We start from the raw sequence: 23,474 nt of genomic DNA, 5'->3' as shown, positions 1-23,474 counted from the left end.
CGCGACAGGTGGCTCGTGTAGCGGTCACCTGTCGGCCTTGATCGCCCGGCCCATGACCCAATCATACAGCCGTGGCGACAGGCGCATCATCACATCTGACAGCTTGGCGACGCGCCCAACAAAAATGTCAGTTTTGCCGCGCTTAAGCCCGCGCAAGATCATGCGGGCGGCTTGCTCCGGCGTGACCACATCCACGGCGTCCTGCGCCGCGCCGGGGCGGGCCAGCCCGTCAGTGTCCGCATCTGGATTGCCCACATTGGTGGCAACAAAGGCCGGCGCTGCGATAACGGTCCTCACGCCGTGGGCCGCTTCTTCCCCCCGCAGAGAGGCAAAAAAACCGGTCATGGCGTGTTTGGAGGCGGCGTAGCTGGCACGGTGGTGCAACGGCGCAAAGCCTGCCACCGACGTGATCGCCAAATGGGTGCCTTTGGAGGCGCGCAGAGCAGGCAGAAAGGCTTTGGCCATGGCGGCGGCGGCAAAGTAGTTGATGTCAAACAGGCGTCGATGCGCCTGTTCCTGCAGGTCTTCAACCGGTGCAATGGCGGTCACCCCTGCCCCGTAGATCACCAGATCAATGCTGTCATGGCAGGCCAAAATTTTGCTGCAGCAATCTTTCAACGCGCGTGCATTGGTGATGTCACATTTCATTGGCAGCTGGGTGGCCGATTGGGACAAATGCGAGACGTTCAGATCCAGCAAAACCACGCGCCAGCCCTGAGCTTGCAACTGCGCGGATAAGGCGGTGCCAAGCCCGCCTGCCCCACCTGAGATCACAGCGGTTTTCTTCAGTTGTTTGCTCATTGCGATTGGGCCTCCCACCAATGTTCAAACACTTCACGGCTGTCTTTCTCAGGTGTGTAGCCAAAGTCGCGTTTTAGAGCCTCGTTGGACAGAACCGGGCGAAATTGCAGAAAGCGCACCTGCTCCGGACCGTATTGGGTGAGACCCAGTGGCCGCGCGATGGCGAGCGCCGTTTTGAGACCCCAAGCAGGCAGGCGCAGGATTGGCTTTTGCAGGATATCCGCCAGCTCTTGCACACCAAGTGCGCCATCACCGGCCACATTGAAAATGCCAGCCGGACCGTTGGTCGCGGCGCGCCTCAGAATACGGGCCAGATCACGGGTCCAAATGAACACAAAAGGGCTGTCGCTGCCGTGCACGGCCAGCAGGCGCGGCCTACGAAACAAGTCTGTGATCTGATTGTTGGTCTCACGACCCAAGACAGTGCCAACGCGCAAAATGACCTGTTCTAGGTGCGGCGCGTTTTGGCGCGTTTCCGCCAGAAACTCCTCAACCAAACGCTTGTGATAGGCGTAGGCAAACTCTTCGTTGCCTCGAATGGCATCTGTTTCGGTGAGAGGCACCGGGTTGTCCGCATGATAGCCATAGGCCGCGCCAGACGATGTCACCACCAGTCGCTTGGTGCCTGCGGCGAGTGCAGCGTTGACCACGTTTTTGGTGCCGATCACGTCGACATCATATGCAATTTCTCGGCCGCTACCCGGCGGCGGGGTCACAATGGACGCCAAATGCACAATGACTTCCGGCTGGTGTCGCGCGATGACCCTAAGAGGCGCGTCGGTGGTGACATCCATCAAACGAAATCGAGCGTTGTCTGGCAGGCCGTCCGGCTCCACCACGTCACAGGCTATAACCTCATGATCTGTGTCTGCCAGTTCCGCTATCAGGCTGCGCCCCACCAAACCCGCGGCGCCAGTGATCAGTATGCAGGTCATCGGGCTGCCTTTTTTCGGTTCATTACGGTGGCAACAGCCAATCCGGTGATTGCGTGCCAAGCGCCCCAAAACGCAGCGACCACTGCCATGCCGCCCAATCCCCCAAAGAAAGCAAAGATCAGGATCAACCCGAGCCCGGAGTTCTGAATGCCGGTTTCAATTGTCACAGCGCGGCGGTCATAAGCAGAGAGACCAGCCAGGGTTGCAAGGCTGTACCCGCCTGCCAGTGCAAGTGCGTTGTGTAACACCACCAACAACGCCACAGCGCCAGCAAAGCTCAGGAAATTTCGCCAGTTGTTGATCAAGACCAACACGATGAAGGCCAGAAAGATCAGCATCGAGAGCGTTTGCAGAGGCCCGCGAAGACGGGCAGCCAAAGCCGGCTTTGTGGCCCTTAATGTGACACCCAGAACAAGCGGTAAAACCAACATAAACCCAACCGTAATTGCCACGGAGACCGGGTCAATTTTGGTGGCCTGAAGGATGTCGCGGGTTGGCGCATACAATCCGCCCCAGAACGCAATGTTGAATGGCGTTAAGAGGATCGCACCAACGGTGGCAAAGGCCGTCATCGACACGGATAAGGCAGCGTTGCCTCCTGCGCGGTGGGTGATGAAGTTGGAGATATTGCCGCCAGGACAAGCGGCAACAAGCATCAATCCCAGCGCGATAGAGGGCTGCGGCTGCGTGACCAACACCAGCACAAACGTCAGCGCGGGCAGCAGGAGAAACTGGCTGGCCAATCCGGTCAACAAGGCGCGTGGGGTGTAAAGCAGACGGCGGAAATCGCTTGGTGTTAGGTCAATCGCAATGGAGAACATCACCACCGCCAGAACCCCGTTGAGCACCGTCATGGCGGTGGCGTTGAAGTTCAGCGCAACGGTGTCTATGGCTGTGACATCCATTAAATTTGCCCTGCTTGCAGCGATTTGATCCAGCCGGTCACAGCCCCGCGATAGGTCGCCTTGTCCACGTAATAGGCCATACGTGGCAGATCGAGGTAGTCCATGCCGCCGGTGGCACGATCAAAGCCTGCCGACTTCTCGGTCTGCAGTTTGTTGGCGGCTTTGGAGCCGTCGCGCAAACCAGTGATATAGCGCGCCACCATCTCCGCCTGCTCGTGCCGCCCTTGCCAGCCCAAGCCCGTGGCCTCCACCATGCCCAGCACAAAGAGATCATCCCGCGCCGGGTGGAAGGCATTGAGGAAGAGATGCGGTGCGTCCCCGCGCCAGTTTAGCAGCGTTTTATCGATAAACGGATAGTGCAGCTTATAGCCCGTGGCGGCGAGGATCATGTCATAGTCCGCCGCTGTGCCATCTTTGAAGGTGACGGTGTGGCCCGACATGTCCGCAATGTCGCCGCGAATGGAAATGTCGCCGTGCCCCGCGTGATACAACACCAGCGAGTTCACCACGGGATGGCTTTCGTAGAGTTTGTAGTCCGGTTTCGGAAAGCCGTATTTCTGTGGGTCCCCCACAAACCAACTCAGGATCAGACTGTCGATTGGCCGCTTGAGCCACATCGGCAGTTTGATTGCGCCCCCCATGGTGTCGGCAGGTTTCCCAAAAACGTATTTGGGCACAAAGTAATAGCCGCGCCGCATGGAGATGTCACAGCTTTTGCCATGGTGCACCGCATCCACGGCAATATCACAACCAGAGTTGCCCGCCCCCACGATCAAAACGCGCTTCCCGGCAAACTGTTCTGGGTGACGGTACTGTGATGCGTGGATCAACTCACCGTCAAATCGGCCCGGAAACTGCGGCATGTTAGGCTCGCTCAAAGTGCCATTGGCGATCAGCACACCGGCATAAATCTTCTCCTTCTGTTGACCATCCTGACGCGTAACCACCCGCCATCCGTCGCCGTTGTCTCCCAATGGGGTGATCTGCAGAACCTCTGTGTTGAACTGGTAGTGACCGCGCAGATCAAAGTGGTCGGCAAAGTCGCGGAAATACTGCGCCATCTCGCGGTGGGACGGGTATTCGGCCACCTCCTCCTTCATCGGGAAGTCAGCAAACTCAGTCATCGTCTTGGATGAGATCAGATGTGCGCTTTCATACATTGTGGAGTGTGGCGCCTCGATATCCCAGAGGCCGCCAACGTCGCTGTGCAGTTCAAAGCCGTCAAAAGCGATGCCCTGCTCTTTCAGAACCTTGGCCATCGCAAGCCCCATCGGCCCTGCCCCGATCAGTGCAAATTTGTCGCTGGTGTCCATGTTTGTCCTCTCCCCCAGAGACTTTTAAATTGAACACTCGTTAAAAATAAGGCAAGCTCTTTTTATGCTGAAAGACATTCCTCAAGAAAAACAAAGACAAAGAGCCCCATCCAAACGTGCTTTGGAAACCCGCGCACGCATTATGGACGCTGCAGAGCGGGTGTTTGCCCAAAGCGGATTTGATGCGGCCTCGATTCGAGACATCGCCGCAGAGGCCGAGGTTCAAGGCGCGCTGGTGAACCATCACGGCGGCAGCAAAGAGGAGCTGTTCTGGCGTGTGGTGGCGCGGCGGGCAGATGTTTTGGGAGATGCCCGTGTCGCCGCATTAGAGGCCCGCAAAGCACAAGGGCCGCTGACCGTACCTGCCATTCTGGAGTGTTTCTTCGGGCCGTTTTTTGAACGCATCGATGTGGGCGGACCGCAATGGGTGGCCTATGCACGGATCGTGGCCTTTGTGTCGGCGGATGCGCGCTGGAAGGATCTGGCGGCGATCTGCTTTGACCCAACCGCCAATCGCTTTGTCGAGGAGCTTGCAGCGCTTTACCCAACGCAGGCGCGGGCCGCTGTCGCCAACAGTTTTGTCTATTCGGCTGCGGGCATGTTGGCTTTGATCACCTCGCAATGGCGTATGGATGTGTTAAGCGACACATCTTCAAACGCCGCCAACCACTTGGACGAGCTGGTGGCGTTCTGCACCGCCGGGATCAACGCGGCGGCACAGCGGGCGTAGGGCTGGTTGCTACCAGATTACGGCAGCATCACCGAAGCGCGTTCAAACCGCACCGTATCGGTGCCCAGATCATCATACAGCAGGGACACATCCACCGTTTCCACCGAGCCCAGAGGTTGGGTGATGAAGATCTGCGTGTCTTCGGGAATGGTCATGGCATTTTCAATATCCGGCGGGCATTCAGGAATTGGGAACACCTCAGCCGGACCGCCGTTGATCACGTATTGCACCTCATAAAGCCCGCAGCGCCAGGCCAGCAGGTGGGTGAAATACACCAGATCCTGCCCGTCAAATTCTCGCACACCGATCCAGCTGGTTTTGGTCGCCTCCAAGATGGGACGCACCTCGCCTGCGGTGAGAAATTTGCCAGTGGGAGTTTGGTCTTCGGCCACGCGGTCTTCAGCCAGAGCAGCGGTGCCAAAGAGGCCAAGACAGAGAGTGGCCAGCTTAAAGAGTTGCATAAGCGAACGCCTTTCTATGATTTCTTCAAAAAGTGTAATGCCCGCTTTTGCCACGGGCTTATGGGGCGTATAGTCGGCGCAAGCATCGTGCAGGGCAATAGAAGAATGACAAGTAAAGCGCTGAAATCGCAGGTATTCAACGTCGTGGTGGTGGGCCAGAATGGCCGGCTGATGTATGAGGCGGCGCTGTTTGCCGCCTCGCTGCGCGCCAAGTCGCCGCAGTTTGCAGGCAAGCTTTATGTGGCGGAACCCGCGCCTGGCCCGCGCTGGGAGAAAGACCCGCGCATTGGCAATCCGGACGTGCGCGCCTTGCTGGAAGACCTTGGCGCAGAGATTTTGCCGTTTGACACGCCGGTCTTTGGTGAGCCCTATGCCTATGGCAACAAGATCGAGCTGTTGTCCGCCTTACCCGCTGGTGAGCCGTTTGTGTTTTTTGATACTGACACGCTTATTTTGGATGAGTTGAGCACGGTGCCGTTCGACTTTGATCGCCCCTCTGCCTCGCTGCGCGTAGAAGGCACCTGGCCGATCCCACCCCTGTATGGTCCGCAATACACCGGCATCTGGAAGGCGCTGTATGACCGTTTTGGACTGGATTTTGAAAGTTCGCTCGATCTGAGCCAGCCGGATGAGTACTGGCGACGGTATTCGTATTTTAACGCGGGTTTCTTCTACTACCGTTGCCCCAAAGTGTTTGGCGAGTTGTTCCTGGAATACGCCCGCAGTGTGAGCGACAATCCACCGGATGAGCTGGCCTGTCAGGCGATTTACCCCTGGCTTGACCAGATTGTTTTGCCCTTGGTGATCCATGGCTTGGGCGGTGGGCGCGATGCCTTGCCGTCCGGCCATTTGGACGGATCTGTCACCTGCCATTACCGCTTGATGCCGCTGCTTTATGCGCGGGAAAGAGATGCGGTGGTGCAGGTGCTCGAAGAGGTCGCCGCCCCCAACAAGATCAAAAAAGTGCTGAAACAATATGACCCGTTCAAGCGCATGATCTACCAGAACCGTGGCCACAAGGCGCGCGCCTTGTTTGATCAAAACCATCTGCCTCGCAAGGAGCAGGCCATTCGCAATATGCTAAAGAAAAATGGCTATTGGCTGCGATAGCGGCTGGCTTCGGATTTGGGGCGCTGCCCCTGGGCCAACTGCGATGCCCCCAATCCGGAATTTTTCGGGCAAGAAGAAGCGGCTTGGACAGGGGTCAGGCCGCCATGCGTTTGAGTGCCCAAACAACCCAGATGCGCGGTTTTTTTAGGAAATGCGACTTTAGGCGACACACGGCCCCAACTTTGGTTGCGCGATGGCTTTGGTCTGCCTAACACTTGGCGCGATAATTTTAGGGAGAACAACGATGTCAGAAGCGACATACGGATTTGACACATTGCAAATTCACGCCGGTGCACGGCCAGATCCGGCCACCGGCGCGCGGCAGACGCCAATTTACCAATCCACAGCCTATGTGTTTCGCGATGCCGAGCACGCGGCGGCGCTCTTCAACCTGCAAGAAGTGGGCTACATCTACTCCCGTCTGACCAACCCCACCGTGGCTGTGCTGCAAGAGCGCATTGCGACGCTTGAGGGCGGCGTGGGCGCGGTGTGTTGCTCCTCCGGTCACGCGGCGCAAATCATGGCACTGTTCCCGTTGATGCAGCCGGGTTGCAACGTGGTCGCCTCCTCCCGCCTGTATGGCGGCACCATCACCCAGTTCAGCCAGACCATCAAACGCTTCGGTTGGTCCGCAACCTTTGTCGACACCGACGATCTGGATGCGGTGGCAGCGGCGATTGATGAAAACACCCGCGCGGTGTTCTGTGAGTCCATTGCCAACCCGGGCGGGTACATCAGCGACATTGAAGCGCTGGCCAAAGTGGCCGACAACGCCGGTGTGCCACTGATCGTCGACAACACTTCAGCCACCCCGTACCTGTGTAACCCCATTTCCCTGGGCGCCTCTTTGGTTGTGCACTCCACCACCAAATATCTGACCGGCAACGGCACCGTGACCGGCGGCTGCGTCGTGGATAGCGGCAAGTTTGACTGGTCCGCCTCCGACAAGTTCCCGTCGCTGAGCCAGCCGGAACCAGCCTACCACGGCCTGCGTTTTCATGAGACCTTTGGCCCGCTGGCCTTTACCTTCCACGGCATCGCCATTGGTCTGCGTGACCTTGGCATGACCATGAACCCACAGGCGGCGCATTACACGTTGATGGGCATCGAAACCCTGTCTTTGCGCATGGAGCGCCATGTGGAGAACGCCAAAACCGTCGCGGGTTGGCTGGAAGGTCATGAGCACGTTGACTACGTGACCTATGCGGGCCTGCCGTCCTCGCCGTACCACGACCGTGTGGAACGGATTTGCCCCAAAGGCGCTGGTGGCCTGTTCACTGTTGCGCTCAAGGGTGGCTATGACGCCTGCGTGAAGTTTGTCGACAGTCTTGAGATTTTCTCTCACGTCGCCAACCTCGGTGACACCCGCAGCCTGGTGATCCACTCCGCCTCAACCACCCACCGTCAGCTGACACCAGAGCAGCAGGAATCGGCGGGCGCAGGCCCAAATGTGGTGCGGATTTCGATTGGCACCGAGACCAGTGCCGACCTAATGGCCGATCTGGATCAGGCGCTGAAGAAAGCCCACAGCTAAGCCATTTTGCGCTTTAAGACGAGAACAGAGACCGCTTCAGTCTTGGGATTGGAGCGGTCTTTATTTACCATAGGGTCACTTTGTAGAGGCAAACCGCCCCCAAGCCCTCAAAACAGAGCGGCTTTTCCTTCCCCTTCGGCGATAACTTGCTATAAATCCTACAATTCTGGGCAAGGCCACGCTTTGCCAATCACTGCATGCTAGGGCTTGATGCATGACTGCAAATCTCGCGCTTACACTTTCTTTTGAAGGCATTGGCCTTTTGACTCGCGTGCCGGGGGGCTGGCATTTGCTGGGAGAAGTGGGGCTCGACAGCCCGGATTTGGCAGGTGAACTGGCGACATTGCGCGCACAGGCCGTGGAAGTGGGTGGCGAGACGTTTGCCACCACGCTGGTGCTGCCCAATGATCAGATCAAATATCTGACCCTGCCTGCTGGCCGGATGAGCGAGAAGAAGCGTCGCCAGAAAGCAGAAGATGCGCTGGAGGCGGAAACGCCTTATCGCGCGGATCAGCTGGTGTTTGACATTGCCATGTTGGACCGAGTTCCGCAGATCGCGGCGGTGGCACGTGACACGCTGAACGAAGCCGAAGCCTTTGCTGTCGAACACGCCTTTAATCCGGTAAATTTCACGGCAATCCCGACGCAAGATAGTTTTGCAAGTGCGCCGGACTTTGGCGACACGGCCGCTGCCCAGGCCGCTGGCATCAAGATCAAGGCTGACAAAACCGCTATTGTGGTTGTGGGTGAAGGACCATTGCCAGAACCGGAACCGGCGCCAGTACCAGCCCCCAAGCCTGAGCTTGAGCTTGAGCCACAGGCGGAGCTCAAACTGGACATCCCGCCAGTGGCGCCAGCCTCGGCGGAACCGGCTGCCGAAGAGGTACTTGAGTCAGATCCAACACCTGTCGAAGAGACGACGGCGCAAGCGCAAGAGGCTGCCTCAGAAACGCAAGACGATGTGCAGGCTGTGCCTGCCGCGGAGCCTGTTGAGCCAAAAGAGCCTCAGACGCCGGAGCGAGAGACATCCGCTGCGACAGAATCAGACGCGCCAAAATCCGAGGTCAAACCAGAGGCCGCGCCAGTACAACCGGTCACATCTGAGAAAGCCAAAGCAGCCAAACCTGCCGCGCCCAAAGAAGACGCAAAGCCCGCAGAACCAGCGGCCGCTTTTGCTTCGATCCGGGCGCAGAAAGCCGCGCCAAAGGAAACCAAAGCTGCGCCGGAGCTCAGCGGTGTCACTCGCAAGGTCAGTGGCACCAATGCGCCCAGCATCCCAACCAACACCAGCGACGGCAAAACACCACCGCTGCGGTTTGACCCGGCCAAGGCAGTTGCCGGGCTAAAGTCCGGACACGACGAAGACGCCTCCTCTGCACCAAAGGCAGACGACAGCGCCGCCTCTGATACGGAAGCAACCACATTTGCCAGTGCCCGCAGCAAAACCAAAGTGGCCGGACCTGCGCCCAAACTCGGCAAAAAGGGCACGCGCTCCAAAGCCAAAAAGGCAGCGCAAGACACCTCTGCACAAGAAAAGCAGAAGATGACCATGTTTGGCGCGCGGCCACAGGAAGTGCGCGGCAAACCTAGGCATTTGGGGCTGATCCTGACCACGCTTTTGCTGGTGTTGATGGCAATTGTGGCCCTTTGGGCAACCTACGCAACCGAGGACGGCCTAGCGGGGCTGTTTGGGTCAGACGAACCAGACGCCATTGAAGTTGCGGTTGAAGCCAGTTCCGCTGAACCTCAGGCAGAGACCGATACCGTCACAACTGAAGGAAACACAGCCGTCACCGCCTCGGAGGCTGCGACTGAAACAAACGCCGCCTCTGCCGCCGAATTGGCCCCGGAACCGGAGTTACCGCCAAGCGACGCGCCCATGGTCGTGACCGTACCTGACGGCATGACGCCCAATCCAACTGACAATGTGGACACCGCGCTTCTGGAACCGCTCTCGCCGGACAGCATCACAGATAGCGCCGAAATCGAAACCATGTTGGATGAAGTCAGCGATGGCAATGTCGACCCGGTTGAGGCGGAGGCGCGCTATGCGGTGACCGGCATCTGGCAGCGTGCACCGGAACAGCCGTTGGAGCTCGCCACCGACAGCAGTGATGACATCTACATCGCCTCTGTGGATCGCGACACCATTGGGTTTGACGCGGTGGCCTTGGCTGCGCCGGATGCTTTGGACACAGACCGCCCTGCCCGCGCCCAAGTCAATCCTGTCGCCGCCGACACCACCTTTGATCTGGATGAGCGCGGCTTGGTTGTCGCAACTGTTGAAGGCGCATTGAATCCCGAAGGGGTGATGGTGTTTGCCGGACGCCCGCCTGTGGTGCCCGCGGCCTATCCCAAGCGCATCAAGGTTGGCGAAGAGCCACAAATCAGCGAAGCGGACAACACTCGCCTTGCCACCCTGCGCCCCAAACTGCGCCCGAATGACCTTCTGGAGCAGAACGAGCGCGCCACTTATGGTGGTATGACACTCGAAGAACTGGCACAAATCCGTCCCAAACTGCGTCCGGAAAACGCCAAACTGGCGGATGAAAAAGACACGACGCCAACGCAATACGCGGTCAAAGCCTCCCCGCGTCCGCGCTTGAAGCCTGCTAATATCGCGCAACTCGCTGCGCGGGCGGCCCCCGAAACCTCAACCACAACAGCCGCAGCTGTGCCCGCAGCGGCAACTGTTGTCCCAGACATTCCGACAACGGCCTCGGTGGCGCGTCAGGCCACCATCAAAAACGCCATCAATCTCAACAAAGTGAACCTGATTGGCGTCTATGGCACCTCGTCCAACCGCCGTGCATTGGTGCGTCTCTCCAGCGGACGCTACAAGAAGGTGCAAGTGGGCGACCGTGTGGACGGCGGCCGCGTGTCTGCGATCAGCGAAGACGAGCTGCACTACACCAAAGGCAAGCGCAACGTCGTCTTGAAGATGCCCAAAGGCTAAAGCCTAGTTTTTTATCACAGGATGCACAGTGCCTTCATAAACCGTGCCCCAGATCTGCACGTCTTTGATCTCTGTAATCGGCACTTCATACGGATTGGCCTCCAGCACCACAAAGTCCGCGCGTTTGCCGGCTCGGATTGAGCCCAAATCATGCTCCCGCTTCATCACCCAGGCTGCATCAATGGTGATGGCGCGCATCGCTTCATGCACGGTTAAGGCCTCAACTTGCGCATTTTGCATGCCATTGATGGTGGTCCGGTTCACCGCTGCATCCGCCAGTACCAGGGGGCTGAGCGGCGCCATCGGGTTGTCTGAATGCAACGCCACCGTCACATTCTGTCGGCGAGCGGCCCCCAGCGGCACCATGAAGCGGGCAATGTCTTCCCCCAGCCAGTTCTGCGCATAGATGTCTGCCAAAATGTACTGGTAGTAGGGGTTGGCCGAGACGGCCATGCCAAGCGCGCCCATCTGACGCAGCTGTTCTTCGTGGGCAAAGGCAAAATGCTCCAATGTTGTCCGGTGATCAAAGCGCGGGGTCTCCGCTTGTGCGCGTTGCACAATGCCAATCAACGCCTCAGCCGACTTGTCGCCATTGGTGTGGGCATGGATCTGAAACCCCTGATTCCAGAAGAACCGCGCCCATTTTTCCGTCTCGCTGAGCGGTGCCATCCAGATGCCTTCATGGCCGTCTTTATATCCGGGGAAGCCATATTGACTGAGACCGGAGAAGATCGCCCCGTCCATCATGATCTTAAAGTGATCCTTGATCGCCACAAGCTCAGTATTGCCTTCGCGCCAGGTTTCAATTTCGGCCAGCGCCTCTTCCGGCGTTTTCTTCCTTGCGAGAAAATCCGTGATGATGGGTGTCAAAATCAGCCGCGTGGGGGGCTGAATGTGGTCGGCAGTCGCGCGGATCAGCGCGATTTCTCCTTCAGGATCACCAAAAATACCGGTGCCCATGTCCAGCGCAGAGGTCACACCGGCCTGATGCAGCATCTCATAAAAGTTCTCCATGCCTTTTCCGTAGCGATCCGGCGCAAACAGAAAGGGCATTTTAGCGACGAGCACTTTGGCACCGTTTTCCCAGAAGTGACCATCTTCCCAGCTTGCCTCCTCCGGATAGACCTGTGCGTCCGCCTCGTTGATACCAAGCAGGTCAAGCGCTGCGTCATTGCCGATCACCTCATGAAAACTGCGATGCCACAGCATGACCGGCGTGTCCGGGAACAGCTCATTGAGCAGTGGGCGCTTCACCTCCCCGTGCCACAGTTGGTGATAGCCCCAAGCGATGAACGGCACAGACTGGTCATGGTCAGAGGCCTCATGGGCCGCAACCAGCGCTTTCAGCTGCGCAATGTAATCGTCATGGGTTTTAGCCCCCGGAAAATCGCCGGTTGGCAAATGCCAATCATCCGGCGCCAGAAACGGAAACTGCGTCAAAACTGCTGGCAAAGACGGGTGAATGTGGGGGTCAATAAAGCCCGGCATCAACACCTTTTCGGCAAAGCGCTCATCCACAACAGCCCCATGATTTTCGACATAGTCGCTCAAGCTGTCCAAACTGCCAACCGAGACAATCCGTCCGTCTGCCACTGCCACCGCCGTCGCTTCCGGAATATTGGTTTCCATCGTGATGATTTTCTGGGCGGTGTAGATTGTCATGTCAGCGGCATGAACAGCTGTCGACACAAGAAGGGCACTCATGGTGCCAAGGGCAAACTTCAACATAGAACCACTCTTTCAAAAGGACTTCTGAAGTCATCTTAAAAGTGTGGCAACACAAAACAACAGGCTTGTGGTCATGAAAAAGCGCCGCCCATCACGTAAATGGACGACGCTTCCCTCGCTCCAACCGCGGTTGGAAAGATACCTGTGAGGCTTATTCAGCGGCTTCGATTTCGCCGTTGTTGATCTGCTCTTGTTCGATGGATTCAAACAACGCTTTGAAATTGCCTTCGCCAAAGCCATCGTCACCCTTGCGCTGGATGAACTCAAAGAAGATCGGGCCAATCACTGTTTTGGAGAAGATCTGCAGCAGGATTTTGGTCTCACCACCATCGTCCACGCCTTCGCCATCAATCAAAATGCCGTGCTTTTTCATGCGATCCAGTGGCTCGTCGTGATCCACAACCCGCGCTTTGGACAGATCGTAGTAGGCATCAGGCGGACCAGGCATAAATTTGATGCCTTTGTCAGCGATGGCATCGGTGGAGCCGTAGATGTCATCAGATCCCACGGCGATGTGCTGAATGCCTTCACCGTTGTATTTCTTCAGATAGGCCACAATCTGACCGGTCTCGCCGCGGTCTTCGTTGATTGGGATCCGGATTTTGCCACAGGGCGAGGTCAACGCACGCGAGCGCAGGCCGGTGAACTTGCCTTCGATGTCGAAGAAACGGATCTCACGGAAGTTGAACAGGTCGCCGTAGAATTTGAACCACTTGTCCATGTTGCCTTTGAACACGTTGTGGGTCAGGTGGTCGAGGTAGAAGAACCCGTCGCCTTCCGGCTTGGAAGTTACAATCCAGTCAAACTCTTCGTTAAAGGGCGATGTGTCGTAATACTGATCTGTAAAGTAGATCAGCGAGCCGCCGATGCCTTTGATCGCAGGCCAGTCGAGAGTTTTGTCGTCAGCGTCATAGGCTTCTGCGCCTTTGGCCACCGCTTGATCATAAGCTTTCTGCGCATCCACAACACGCCAGCCCATGGACGGTGCGCACGGGCCGTGCTCTTCCACAAAGCGCAGGCCAAAGCTGCCAGGTTCATTGTTCAGGATGTAGGTCACATCGCCCTGCTGCCACAGCTCGATGGCTTTGGTCTTGTGATTGGCAACATGGACGTAGCCCATTTTGGTGAAGAGATCGCGCAGTTCCTGTGGTTCAGGATGGGCAAACTCGACAAACTCAAAGCCGTCGGTGCCAGCTGGGTTGAAATCAGAAATTTCGGCGCGTGGCGCATCATGTGGGAAAGGACCCATGTCGCGTCTCCTTTTGGGATTCTTGGATAGTGATGTTCGCTGAGGCAAGAATACGCCGCCAATCATGCGGAAACGCCGCGAACTGACGTGCAATTCCGAAAAATTCCGCGTAGTCTACGCACATAGTTTACGTTTCACGCGAAAGATACGCACATGCTAGACACCATCGACATGCGCCTGCTCTCCGCTCTGCAAAAAAACGCCCACCTCACCGCACAAGAGCTGGGCGAGATCCTCAACCTTTCGCCAAGTCAGGCGGGACGACGACGACAACGGCTGGAAGCGGAGGGCTATATCGAGGGCTACAACGCCCGGCTGAGCCCACAGAAGCTCGGCCTATCGGTGCAGGCCTTTATTCAGGTGCAACTGGGCACCCACGGGCCGGAAAACTCGCAAAGCTTCGCCACACTGATCAGCACCCGCGCCGAAATTGTCAGCGCATGGACATTGACCGGGGATGCAGACTATTTGCTGCGGGCCTATTGTGAGGATCTCAATGCGCTGAACCGCTTGATTCATGAGGTTTTGCTCCCACATGCCGCCGTAAGCCGTGTGCAAAGTCAAATTGTCATGGACCAACTCAAACGAGACGCCCCGCTGCCAACCTAAGCGCCGCAACAGAACAGGACACAGGACGTATGGAAGACGCCCTTTATACCGCCACTATTTTCCTGATCACCGCGGTGATCGCGGTGCCGATTTCCTCCCGTTTGGGGCTGGGATCGGTGCTGGGATATTTGGCAGCCGGTATTCTGATTGGCCCCGTGTTGGGGCTGGTTGGCACCCATGAGGCTGATGAGTTGCTGCACTACGCTGAATTTGGCGTGGTGATGATGTTGTTCATCATTGGTCTTGAGCTGGACCCGCGCGCGCTTTGGGCGATGAAAGACAAGCTGTTGGGGCTTGGCGGGCTACAGATTGGCCTGACCACCGGCGCGGTGGCCACCGCCTGTATCTTCCTGGGCTTCTCAGTGAATGTCGCCGTTGCCACAGGCTTGATCTTTGCCCTGAGTTCGACCGCGATTGTGCTGCAAACATTGGCCGAGAAAGGCCTGATGCAAACCAGCGGCGGGCGCTCGACATTCTCGGTGTTGCTGGCACAGGACATTGCCGTGATCCCGATGCTGGCGCTGTTGCCTCTTTTGGCAATGCCGGAAGCATTGGAAATTGCCACAAGCGGCGCGATTGCCGAAGGCGGCCATGTCGACGAACACAGCCGGTCACTTGTCGAAGGCCTGCCGGGTTGGGGGGTCACATTGGTCACTCTGGGCGCGGTCGGTTCGATTGTTCTTGGTGGTCTCTATCTCATGCGCCCCGTTTTCCGTTTCATCCACGCGGCCCACCTGCCGGAGATGTACACCGCGCTGGCACTGCTGATTGTGGTCGGCATCGCACTTCTGATGGAATTGGTGGGCCTCTCCCCTGCCCTTGGCACCTTCCTTGCTGGTGTGCTTCTGGCCAACTCCGAATTCCGCCATGAGCTGGAAAGCGACATCGCACCGTTCAAAGGCCTGCTGCTGGGATTGTTCTTTATCACCGTTGGCGCGCAAATTGACTTCAACGTCTTTGCCCGTGCGCCGGGACAGATCATTGGCCTTACCCTAGGCCTGATCGCCATCAAAGCCTCCATCCTATTTGTGCTGGGCCGCGCTTTTGGCCTGCGCCATCGCAATCTGTGGCTCTTCACACTGGGGCTCGCACAGGCGGGTGAATTTGGCTTTGTCCTGATCACCTTCTCTGAACAGCAAAACGTGATCCCGGCCTGGGCGGCAGAGAAATACCTGCTGATTGTGGCGCTCACCATGCTGGTCACGCCGCTGCTGTTCATCTTGCATGATGTGTTGTCAAAAATGACTTCGGATCGCAGCGAGAATAAGGAACAGAGAGAGCACGATGAAGTGGATGAAACCGGTCCTGTGATCATCGCGGGCATTGGCCGTTTTGGGCAGATCGTAAACCGCCTGGTGCGTTCCTCCGGCTATCAGACCGTGGTCCTGGACAACGACATGAAGGCCATCGAAAATATGCGCTCTTTTGGCGTAAAAGGCTTCTTTGGCGACCCAACCCGCCCAGAGATCCTGCACGCCGCGGGCCTGCGTGAAGCGCGGGTTCTGGTGGTGGCCTTGGACAATATGGAAGCCTCAATCAAGCTGGTGGCCTTTGCCCGGCGCGAACGGCCGGAGCTGCATATTATCGCCCGCGCCAAAGATCGCGGCAATGTCTACCGACTTTATAAGGCTGGCGCGGATGACATTGTGCGGGAGATGTTTGACAGTTCACTGCGGGCTGGGCGCTATGTTTTGGAAAACATCGGCCTGAGTGACTATGAGGCCGCGCAGGCTGAAAAGGCGTTTTACAAACATGATCGCTACGCAATGCAGGAGTTGGCGCAGCTGTGGCGTGAGGACATGCCGTTGTCCAAAAACGACGCTTACAAGAAACGCGCAAAATCGCTGGAGAAAGAGCTGCAGGACGCAATGCTCGCTCAGCTCGACAGTGATCCAGAGGAGCGCGCCTAAACGCGCTCCAACCAGTATGGCTTAGCTGTCAGACACACCGGCTTCAGCAAAAGTGGCCATGCCGGAGTGCGTGGCGACAGCTGCCTTCAGGATGTTGATCGCCACAGCGGCACCAGAGCCTTCGCCCAAACGCATGTTGAGGCTCAGGATTGGCTCTTTGCCAATCTGCGCCAACAAGGCTGGGTGCGCACTCTCTGCGCTCACGTGGCCTGCAATCATGTGATCCAAAGCGTCATCCACCTCTTCGCCCAATGTGGCCGCTGCTGCGGTGGCGATAAAACCATCAAGGATCACAGGAATACGCAGCACCCGTGCATGCGCCATGGCGCCAACCATACCGGCAAGCTCACGCCCGCCGAGACAACGCAACGCCTCCAGACCTTTAGGTGTGTTGTTGGCCGCCACGCCTTCACGCACCACACGCGCTTTGATGGCCAAACCCGCCTCATCTACGCCAGTCCCACGACCAACCCACTCTTCCGCCTCTCCACCGTAGAGCGCATAGGCAATCGCCGCTGCGCTGGTGGTGTTGCCAATGCCCATCTCGCCCACAACCAAAAGATCCGCGTCGTCTTTCAACGCGTTCCAACCCGCTTGCAGCGCAGTCACAACCTCCGCTTCGCTCATGGCTGGGCCTTGGGTGAAGTCGGCAGTTGGCGTGTCCAGATCGAGCGCGATCACGTCCAAGTCCGCACCCGCCAGTTTGCTCAGCTGGTTGATCGCCGCACCACCATGCTCGAAGTTCAGCACCATCTGCGCGGTCACTTCCGCCGGGAATGCTGATACCCCCTGCGCAGTCACACCGTGATTGCCCGCAAAGATAATCACCTGCGGCGCCTCAATGTTGGGGCGTGGATTGCCACGCCAGCCCGCGTACCAGATCGCCATGTCTTCCAAGCGACCAAGCGCACCCGGTGGTTTGGTCAATTGACCATTGCGCGCCTCAGCTTCGCCGAGGGCTGTCTGGTCCACATCCGGCGCCGCCGCCACAAGCGTTGTAAACTCTGCCAAAGAGGTGAATTCTGCGGACATTGGCCGGGCTCCTGTTGAATTTTTAACGTTAGCGCTGTTTACCTCATATCCAGCCCCCGGCAAGTAAGGAAAAAGACGCAGGTATGGCCAGTTCCGACACGTCACCGTTTCGCCCTCGCGACATCAACACTGCTTTGGCGCTTTTGACACGCCTGCCGGTGAAAGCGGATTTCTCGCGTGGCGCACGCGCTGCATGGGCTTATTGCATTGCCGGCGCAGCTCTCGCTTTGCTGGCGGCCCTACCCACCGCCGGATTGCTGTTGCTTGGTTTGCCGCCGGTATTGGCCGCTGTGGTCTGGCTCACCGCCATGGTGGTGATGAGTGGTGCCATGCATGAAGACGGGCTTGCCGACACCGCAGATGGTTTCTGGGGCGGTTGGGACAAAGTCCGGCGACTAGAGATCATGCGTGACAGCCATATTGGTGCCTACGGCGTCATTGCGCTGTGCCTGTCCATTGCCGCCCGCTGGGGCGCTATCACGATCCTGCTGGAAGCGGACGTCTGGCTGTTTGGGCTACTGGCCGTGGCGATGCTGTCGCGCGCCAATATGACATTGGTGATGGCCGCCCTGCCTCATGCCCGCAGCGATGGCTTAAGCCACTCCCAAGGCCGTGCACCCCGCACGGGCGCGCTCACAGGTTTTGCGCTGGCGGGTGTGACGGCCTTTGGCTGTGTTGGTGTGCCCGGCGTGATCTTGGCTGGCGTGGCGTTTGTGATGGCGGCGCTGTGCTCCGCCACGGCACGGGTGAAAATTGGCGGTCAGACCGGCGATGTGCTCGGAGCAACTCAACAAATCACCGAGATCACCCTACTCTTCACCCTTGTGATCCTAGCGCAGTACTTCTAAGCGCCATCCGTCTCGATACAGATCGTGGCGCCGCAATGTTTGCAATGCACCGCATCGGGATCATGGCGCAACAGGCCGCAGCTCCCACACTTATGCCGGACCTTCTGCGGTTTGATGATCGCTTGCGCCAGTTGCACAAACAGCGCCACGCCGCCCACCATGATACAGATGGAAAACAGCTTGCCGCCAGGGCTATCCAGAGTGATGTCGCCATATCCAGTCGTGGTGAGCGTCGCCACGGTGAAGTACATCGCATCAATGAACGGCGTGGCCGTGGCCTCTTTGTCGATGAAGAAAACCAGCGACGACGCCGAGGTCACCATGACAAAAACAAACAGGTTGATGGTCGCAATCACCGCGTCCTCATGGGTGCGGAACCAACGGCTGTCCCGGCGCAGGTCGTAGAGCAGGTGGTAGGAATGGATCAGGCGCAGGCCACGCAGAACCCGCAAAAATGCCAGATCACCAGGCAACCAAGGATCAATAAACAGCGAGCCAATCACCACCACATCCGCAATGGTGTAGATGCGTGTGAGGAAAAACTTGCGGTCCTCGGCCACCCACCACCGCGCCACCAAATCAAGGCAGATAATCACCCCGGTCACACGACTGGCGAGGATGAGGCCCGCACCATAAGGCACATGCGCGGTTGCGATAAAAAACAGGATGGTGACAAAATCAAAAATGATCAGCGCATAGCGGAACTTCACCGCCTCCGGCGTGTGATCCGTGTAAAGCCGTTCAACTGTTGCCTTGATCTTGTCCATCTGCGCCCTTCCCTTTCAGGCAGTAAACGCCAACACGTGGATTCACGCAACGGTTTGATAGGCCACAAAAAAGGGACCGCACCCTCAGGTGCGATCCCCTCAAAACACGTGTGAAACGCTTAAGCGGCGGCCGGTGCGCGAGACACCAATACATCGTCCACTTTCTTGGCCGCAGCAGCTTCGTCACCATCGGCAACCGCAGCCACTTCGCGGGTCAAACGCTCCAGCGCCGCTTCATAGAGCTGGCGCTCAGAATAGCTCTGCTCACGCTGATCATCGGTTCGGTGCAGGTCGCGGACAACCTCGGCAATGGCAATCAGATCACCGGAGTTGATCTTCTGCTCATATTCCTGCGCGCGGCGGGACCACATGGCGCGTTTGACCTTGGCTTTGCCTTTTAGGGTCTTCATCGCCTGCTCAATCACGTCCGGGCTGCTCAGACACCGCATGCCAATTTCGGTGGCTTTGTTGGTCGGCACCCGCAGGGTCATTTTGTCTTTTTCAAACGAGATCACAAAAAGCTCCAGCTGCATGCCTGCAACTTCCTGCTCTTCGATGGAAATGATCTGCCCCACGCCGTGTGCCGGATAGACAACGTATTCGTTCGGGCTGAACTCGTTTTTCTTGGATTTGCTCATGCAGTACTTCCTTTGTGAGCCCCCATCATGCCAGACGACAAATTTTCGCTCGGGAAAGGCTGTTTCCCGATACGGAATGTCCTCTGGTAGAAAAAGCCACCCTCAGCAAATGCGGGGATGGCTCTCAGGCAGTTATGTCCTCTGTGACAGTAATATAACACAAAAACCGCGCCTTTTAAAGCGCAGCAGGCTTCAAAAGGTGTTTTGTGCTCAGTTTTCAGCCTCTTAAGGCTGCAATGTACAGCTTGGACAGCAGTCTTGTCCCATTTTCAGACCGAATCAGCCAGTCGTGAGACCTTAGCCACCTTCGCCGGGTGCTTCGGAGAAGTATTTCTCCATTTTGCCACTTTCGCCGTCGCGCTCTTCAGCTTCGGGCAACTGGTCTTTCTTGGTGATGATGACCGGCCACAGCTCGGAGTACTTCCGGTTGAACTCGACCCACTTCTCCATATCTGGCTCGGTGTCCGGACGGATCGCATCCGCAGGGCATTCCGGTTCACACACACCACAGTCGATGCACTCGTCTGGGTGGATCACAAGGAAGTTTTCGCCCTCATAGAAACAGTCCACCGGGCAGACTTCGACACAGTCAGTGTATTTGCAGGCGACGCAGTTTTCAGTAACGACGTAGGTCATGGCTCAGTCTTTCACATCAGCTTTGACGAACTGCCTAAAACAGAGCGGCTTAATCTTCAAGCCGCGAAGACTTCATAAGATCGAGATTGCGGCGATCACGCTTGGTTGGACGCCCTTTTCCGTCAGAGCCGGGGCTCTTGGGAACAGGTTTCTCTTCCGGCGTCAAATCTTCATATAATGTTTGCGCTTCCGGCGCAGGTCCGCGTCTTTCGCCAAGCCCGGCCACCTTAATCACCCGCACACGTTTGGCCTGTGGAAACGTCAAAACGTCACCAATTGTCACACCATAGCTGGCTTTGGCGATTTTCTGTCCATTTACACGCAGATGACCGCCAGTGATGACTTTGGCCGACAGGCCACGGGTCTTGAAGAACCGCGCCTGCCAAAGCCATTTGTCTGCCCGAAGCTTAGGAGACAGGCCGTTGGGGGACGGAGCGCTCACGCGCTCAGCCCTTGTCTTTCAGCCCCATAAGTGCCGCAGCAAAGGGGTTGTCCGGGTCAATCGCCTTCTCCTTTTTAGGAGGGCGGGCCTGGAACTGCTTAGGACCATTGTCGCGACGCGGGCCTTTGCCTTTTGGCTTGCCACCTTTGCCACGGGGCTTGTCACCCTGACGGTCGTTGCGGCGCTGGCCGCCCTGACCTTGGCCGCCGCCACGACGTTGCTGATTGCGATTGCCGCCCTGACGGCCAGCCCATGTGAAGGTGTAGAACACTTCCACCTCAGGTTCGGCAGCAGTTTCAGTGGCAGATGCAGCCTCGGCCGCAGCTTCTTCGGCTGGAGCCTCTTCAACAGGTGCTTCTGGCGCGGCATCCGTTTCAGGGGCTGCTTCTTCTGTTGCAACCGCCTCAGATGCCTCCGCATGCGCAGGTGTTTCCGTAGCTGCCGTTTCTTCCGCTGGCGTCGCCTCTGGCGCGGCCTTCACCTTCGCCCGTTCGCCTTTCTCTGCCGCATAGCCAAGGCCCTGCATCAGATCAGCAAACTGCTCCAGCGTCATGCCGGTGATCGACAGCATGTCGGCTTTGGCTTCAAACCCACCACGGCTATCTTCGGCGCGCAGCATATCTGCAAGACGTTCCAACATATCGATGCGGATCGCGCGCTCACCTGCGGCGCGGTAGCCGGACATGGCGTAGTAACCACGGGGCGCCTCTTTGATGGTTGGCACTGTCACCAAACCTGGAGGCGGGGATTCTGGGAAGTCCTGCAGACCTTGCGCCAAAGACCACAACACCAGACGCAACCGTGTCGGTGCGGGTTTCAGCAGCAGTGGCATAAAGATGGTGAACTGACCAAAACGGATGCCGTGCTTACGCAGAGTGCCGCGCGCGTCCTGATCCAGCTCTTTCACTTCGGTGGCCACTTCGCCACGCGGAATGATGCCAAGGTTTTCGACCATGCGGAAGGCAAAGCCCCGCGCCAAGCCGTTCAGCTCTTCGTCTTTGCTCAGGTTCAACAGAGGTTCAAACAGCGCCGCAATCTTGCGGTCGATGAAGTGCTGAAGACGGCGTTCCACCTTCTGCGCCACTTCTGCGCCTGCTTCTTCGTCAACAAAGACGTCGATCATTGGCTTCAGAGGTTCTGCACCGGCAACCAATTTGCCCACCGCGTGCTCGCCCCACATGAGGCCACCCTGTTCGGTAAAGTCGATTTCCGTATCCGGCGCGTTGTAAAACCGATCCGCGCGCAAATGGAACTGCGGCGCCAACGCCTGCAAGCTCGCTGATTTCAGCGTCTTGGCTTCCTGTCCGCTGGCTTCTTTGTCCGCACTAAAACGGAACCCTTCAAGACGACCGACGAATTCACCTTCGACGGTCACCTCACCTTTATCATTCACTTCGGCCAAAAGGGCCTCCTTCTGTTTGAGCCGGCGCATCAAAACCGATGTGCGCCGATCCACAAATCTTTGCGTTAGACGCTCATGCAGAGCATCCGATAGGCGATCTTCTACCGCGCGGGTTTCCCCACGCCAATGGTTTTCGTCACTTACCCAGTTTTTACGTTGTGCGACATATGTCCACGTGCGGATAAACGCCAGACGTTTCGACAATGTGTCAATGTCACCATCGGCGCGATCCAGCCTTTTGACCTGCCGTGCCAGCCAATCGTCCGGCACTTGCCCGTTTTGATGCAGGAAGCCAAAAATCTGTTCAATCATCTGGGCGTGTTCGGCATGGCTGATGCCGCGAAAATCCGGGATGCGGCACACATCCCACAGCAATTGCACCGAGCGCCCGTCGCTGGCCCGAGCCATGACTTCCGCCTCACGCGATACGGTCTTGAGCGCCCGCAAATCGTCCGCTTCCCGCGCTTTGATCAGCAGCTCGTCGTCAGAGCCAACCTCGAGCGAGTTGATCAGCGCATCCACGGTGCCAAATTGCAGCGCCGCATTGCGCCAATTGAGTTTGCGTACCGGTGTAAAACGATGCTCCATGATCGCCTCGGCCACACCTTCGTCCAGCGGGGGGGCCTCGCCGGTCACCCCAAAGGTGCCGTGGCTCATGCCCCGCCCTGCCCGACCCGCGATTTGGGCCAGCTCATTGGGCGCCAAAGGCCGCATACGTCGCCCATCAAACTTAGTGGTAGAAGCAAAAGCCACGTGATCGATGTCGAGGTTGAGCCCCATGCCAATGGCATCGGTCGCCACGAGGTAGTCCACATCGCCGTTCTGATAGAGCTCGACCTGCGCGTTGCGTGTGCGCGGGCTCAACGCCCCCATCACCACCGCGGCGCCGCCTTTTTGACGACGGATCAGCTCGGCAATGGCGTAAACATTGTCGACCGAAAACCCAACAATCGCGGAGCGTGGCTGCATCCGGCTGATTTTGCGAGACCCGGAATAGCTCAGGGTCGACATGCGCTCGCGGCGCATAAACTGCGCCTCGGGCACCAGTTCAGCAATGGTGCCGCGCATGGTATCGCTGCCCAAAAACAAGGTCTCTTGGGTGCCACGCATCCGCAGCAAGCGATCGGTAAACACATGCCCGCGCTCGGGATCTGCACAAAGCTGGATTTCATCAATCGCAACAAAGTCCGCGCCCAGCCCCTCAGGCATCGCCTCAACTGTTGCCACCCAATACTGGGCACGCGGCGGCACAATACGCTCTTCGCCGGTGACCAGCGCCACCACTGACGGGCCGCGGGCCGCCACGATGCGGTCATAGACCTCGCGCGCCAAAAGCCGCAGCGGCAGGCCAATCACCCCAGTGCGATAGCCCAGCATCCGTTCAATGGCATAATGGGTTTTGCCTGTGTTGGTGGGGCCCAACACCGCCGTGATCTGCCGATAGTCGGCCATCTGTTTGCCCCGTTTG

General features: G+C 57.8%; 20 protein-coding genes. 7 read left to right on the top strand and 13 right to left on the bottom strand.

Going from position 1 to position 23,474, the window contains the following annotated elements; translation table 11 throughout:
- Nucleotides 1–24: 24 nt before the first annotated feature.
- The 4 genes from JXR15_RS09745 to JXR15_RS09730 are packed head-to-tail and all read right to left on the bottom strand — an operon-like array spanning nt 25 to nt 3,954.
- Complete coding sequence (locus JXR15_RS09745; protein ID WP_422053039.1) at nt 25–801, bottom strand: SDR family NAD(P)-dependent oxidoreductase; 777 nt, start codon at nt 799–801, stop codon at nt 25–27.
- Nucleotides 798–1,736: an SDR family oxidoreductase gene (locus JXR15_RS09740; RefSeq protein ID WP_422053038.1), complete on the bottom strand. Its 939-nt coding sequence runs from the start codon at nt 1,734–1,736 to the stop codon at nt 798–800. The genes JXR15_RS09745 and JXR15_RS09740 overlap by 4 nt, the downstream gene beginning before the upstream one ends.
- Nucleotides 1,733–2,641 carry a bile acid:sodium symporter family protein gene (locus tag JXR15_RS09735; protein ID WP_422053037.1) on the bottom strand — a complete coding sequence of 303 codons (909 nt, stop codon included), beginning with the start codon at nt 2,639–2,641 and terminating at the stop codon, nt 1,733–1,735. The genes JXR15_RS09740 and JXR15_RS09735 overlap by 4 nt, the downstream gene beginning before the upstream one ends.
- Nucleotides 2,641–3,954, bottom strand: coding sequence for a flavin-containing monooxygenase (locus tag JXR15_RS09730; protein WP_422053036.1), 1,314 nt, complete (start codon nt 3,952–3,954; stop codon nt 2,641–2,643). Before JXR15_RS09730 ends, JXR15_RS09735 begins: the two co-directional genes overlap by 1 nt.
- Before the next feature lie 64 nt (nt 3,955–4,018).
- On the opposite strand from JXR15_RS09730, the gene JXR15_RS09725 reads away from it, so the two are divergent.
- Nucleotides 4,019–4,684 (top strand): TetR/AcrR family transcriptional regulator, encoded by a 666-nt coding sequence (locus tag JXR15_RS09725; protein ID WP_422053035.1) that lies wholly within the window; start codon nt 4,019–4,021, stop codon nt 4,682–4,684.
- Between the two features lie 17 nt (nt 4,685–4,701).
- On the opposite strand, the gene JXR15_RS09720 is transcribed toward JXR15_RS09725, so the two are convergent.
- Nucleotides 4,702–5,145, bottom strand: a complete 444-nt coding sequence (locus JXR15_RS09720; RefSeq protein ID WP_422053034.1) for a hypothetical protein — start codon at nt 5,143–5,145, stop codon at nt 4,702–4,704.
- 105 nt (nt 5,146–5,250) lie between these two features.
- Between JXR15_RS09720 and JXR15_RS09715 the strand changes: the two genes are divergently transcribed.
- From JXR15_RS09715 to JXR15_RS09705, 3 genes are all read left to right on the top strand, one after another.
- Nucleotides 5,251–6,255 carry a hypothetical protein gene (locus tag JXR15_RS09715; RefSeq protein ID WP_422053033.1) on the top strand — a complete coding sequence of 335 codons (1,005 nt, stop codon included), beginning with the start codon at nt 5,251–5,253 and terminating at the stop codon, nt 6,253–6,255.
- 244 nt (nt 6,256–6,499) lie between these two features.
- A complete protein-coding gene (locus tag JXR15_RS09710) occupies nt 6,500–7,789 on the top strand; it encodes an O-acetylhomoserine aminocarboxypropyltransferase/cysteine synthase family protein (RefSeq protein ID WP_422053032.1) in 1,290 nt (429 codons plus the stop codon).
- 214 nt (nt 7,790–8,003) lie between these two features.
- Nucleotides 8,004–10,745, top strand: a complete 2,742-nt coding sequence (locus tag JXR15_RS09705; protein ID WP_422053031.1) for a hypothetical protein — start codon at nt 8,004–8,006, stop codon at nt 10,743–10,745.
- Nucleotides 10,746–10,748: 3 nt separating this feature from the next.
- On the opposite strand, the gene JXR15_RS09700 is transcribed toward JXR15_RS09705, so the two are convergent.
- Complete coding sequence (locus JXR15_RS09700) at nt 10,749–12,473, bottom strand: amidohydrolase (protein WP_422053030.1); 1,725 nt, start codon at nt 12,471–12,473, stop codon at nt 10,749–10,751.
- A gap of 151 nt (nt 12,474–12,624) precedes the next feature.
- Nucleotides 12,625–13,722, bottom strand: coding sequence for a 4-hydroxyphenylpyruvate dioxygenase (gene hppD / locus JXR15_RS09695; RefSeq protein ID WP_422053029.1), 1,098 nt, complete (start codon nt 13,720–13,722; stop codon nt 12,625–12,627).
- A 153-nt stretch (nt 13,723–13,875) separates the two neighbouring features.
- Here hppD and JXR15_RS09690 point away from each other — a divergent pair, with 153 nt between their 5' ends.
- Both JXR15_RS09690 and JXR15_RS09685 read left to right on the top strand, forming a co-directional pair.
- The gene (locus tag JXR15_RS09690; protein WP_299419616.1) at nt 13,876–14,331 is read left to right on the top strand and encodes an Lrp/AsnC family transcriptional regulator; all 456 of its coding nucleotides are present in this window, start codon (nt 13,876–13,878) and stop codon (nt 14,329–14,331) included.
- A gap of 29 nt (nt 14,332–14,360) precedes the next feature.
- Nucleotides 14,361–16,241, top strand: coding sequence for a monovalent cation:proton antiporter-2 (CPA2) family protein (locus JXR15_RS09685; protein ID WP_422053028.1), 1,881 nt, complete (start codon nt 14,361–14,363; stop codon nt 16,239–16,241).
- Between the two features lie 21 nt (nt 16,242–16,262).
- On the opposite strand, the gene cobT is transcribed toward JXR15_RS09685, so the two are convergent.
- Nucleotides 16,263–17,273, bottom strand: coding sequence for a nicotinate-nucleotide--dimethylbenzimidazole phosphoribosyltransferase (cobT, locus tag JXR15_RS09680; RefSeq protein ID WP_422053027.1), 1,011 nt, complete (start codon nt 17,271–17,273; stop codon nt 16,263–16,265).
- 83 nt (nt 17,274–17,356) lie between these two features.
- Between cobT and cobS the strand changes: the two genes are divergently transcribed.
- Nucleotides 17,357–18,121, top strand: a complete 765-nt coding sequence (gene cobS / locus JXR15_RS09675; protein ID WP_422053026.1) for an adenosylcobinamide-GDP ribazoletransferase — start codon at nt 17,357–17,359, stop codon at nt 18,119–18,121.
- Here cobS and JXR15_RS09670 read toward each other — a convergent pair.
- The 5 genes from JXR15_RS09670 to JXR15_RS09650 form a co-directional block, all read right to left on the bottom strand.
- Nucleotides 18,118–18,888: a potassium channel family protein gene (locus JXR15_RS09670; protein WP_422053025.1), complete on the bottom strand. Its 771-nt coding sequence runs from the start codon at nt 18,886–18,888 to the stop codon at nt 18,118–18,120. The two genes, cobS and JXR15_RS09670, sit on opposite strands and share 4 nt — an antisense overlap.
- A gap of 119 nt (nt 18,889–19,007) precedes the next feature.
- A complete protein-coding gene (locus JXR15_RS09665; protein WP_299419603.1) occupies nt 19,008–19,526 on the bottom strand; it encodes a CarD family transcriptional regulator in 519 nt (172 codons plus the stop codon).
- A 297-nt stretch (nt 19,527–19,823) separates the two neighbouring features.
- Nucleotides 19,824–20,162 carry a ferredoxin FdxA gene (gene fdxA / locus JXR15_RS09660; RefSeq protein WP_164641880.1) on the bottom strand — a complete coding sequence of 113 codons (339 nt, stop codon included), beginning with the start codon at nt 20,160–20,162 and terminating at the stop codon, nt 19,824–19,826.
- A 49-nt stretch (nt 20,163–20,211) separates the two neighbouring features.
- Nucleotides 20,212–20,604, bottom strand: coding sequence for an RNA-binding S4 domain-containing protein (locus tag JXR15_RS09655; RefSeq protein WP_422053024.1), 393 nt, complete (start codon nt 20,602–20,604; stop codon nt 20,212–20,214).
- A 4-nt stretch (nt 20,605–20,608) separates the two neighbouring features.
- A complete protein-coding gene (locus JXR15_RS09650; protein ID WP_422053023.1) occupies nt 20,609–23,458 on the bottom strand; it encodes a helicase-related protein in 2,850 nt (949 codons plus the stop codon).
- Nucleotides 23,459–23,474: the final 16 nt, after the last annotated feature.

Source organism: Shimia sp., from assembly GCF_049116215.1.
GTDB lineage: Bacteria > Pseudomonadota > Alphaproteobacteria > Rhodobacterales > Rhodobacteraceae > Shimia.
The sequence above is the reverse complement of the archived record's forward strand: the minus strand, read 5'-3'. Positions and strand labels throughout refer to the sequence as shown.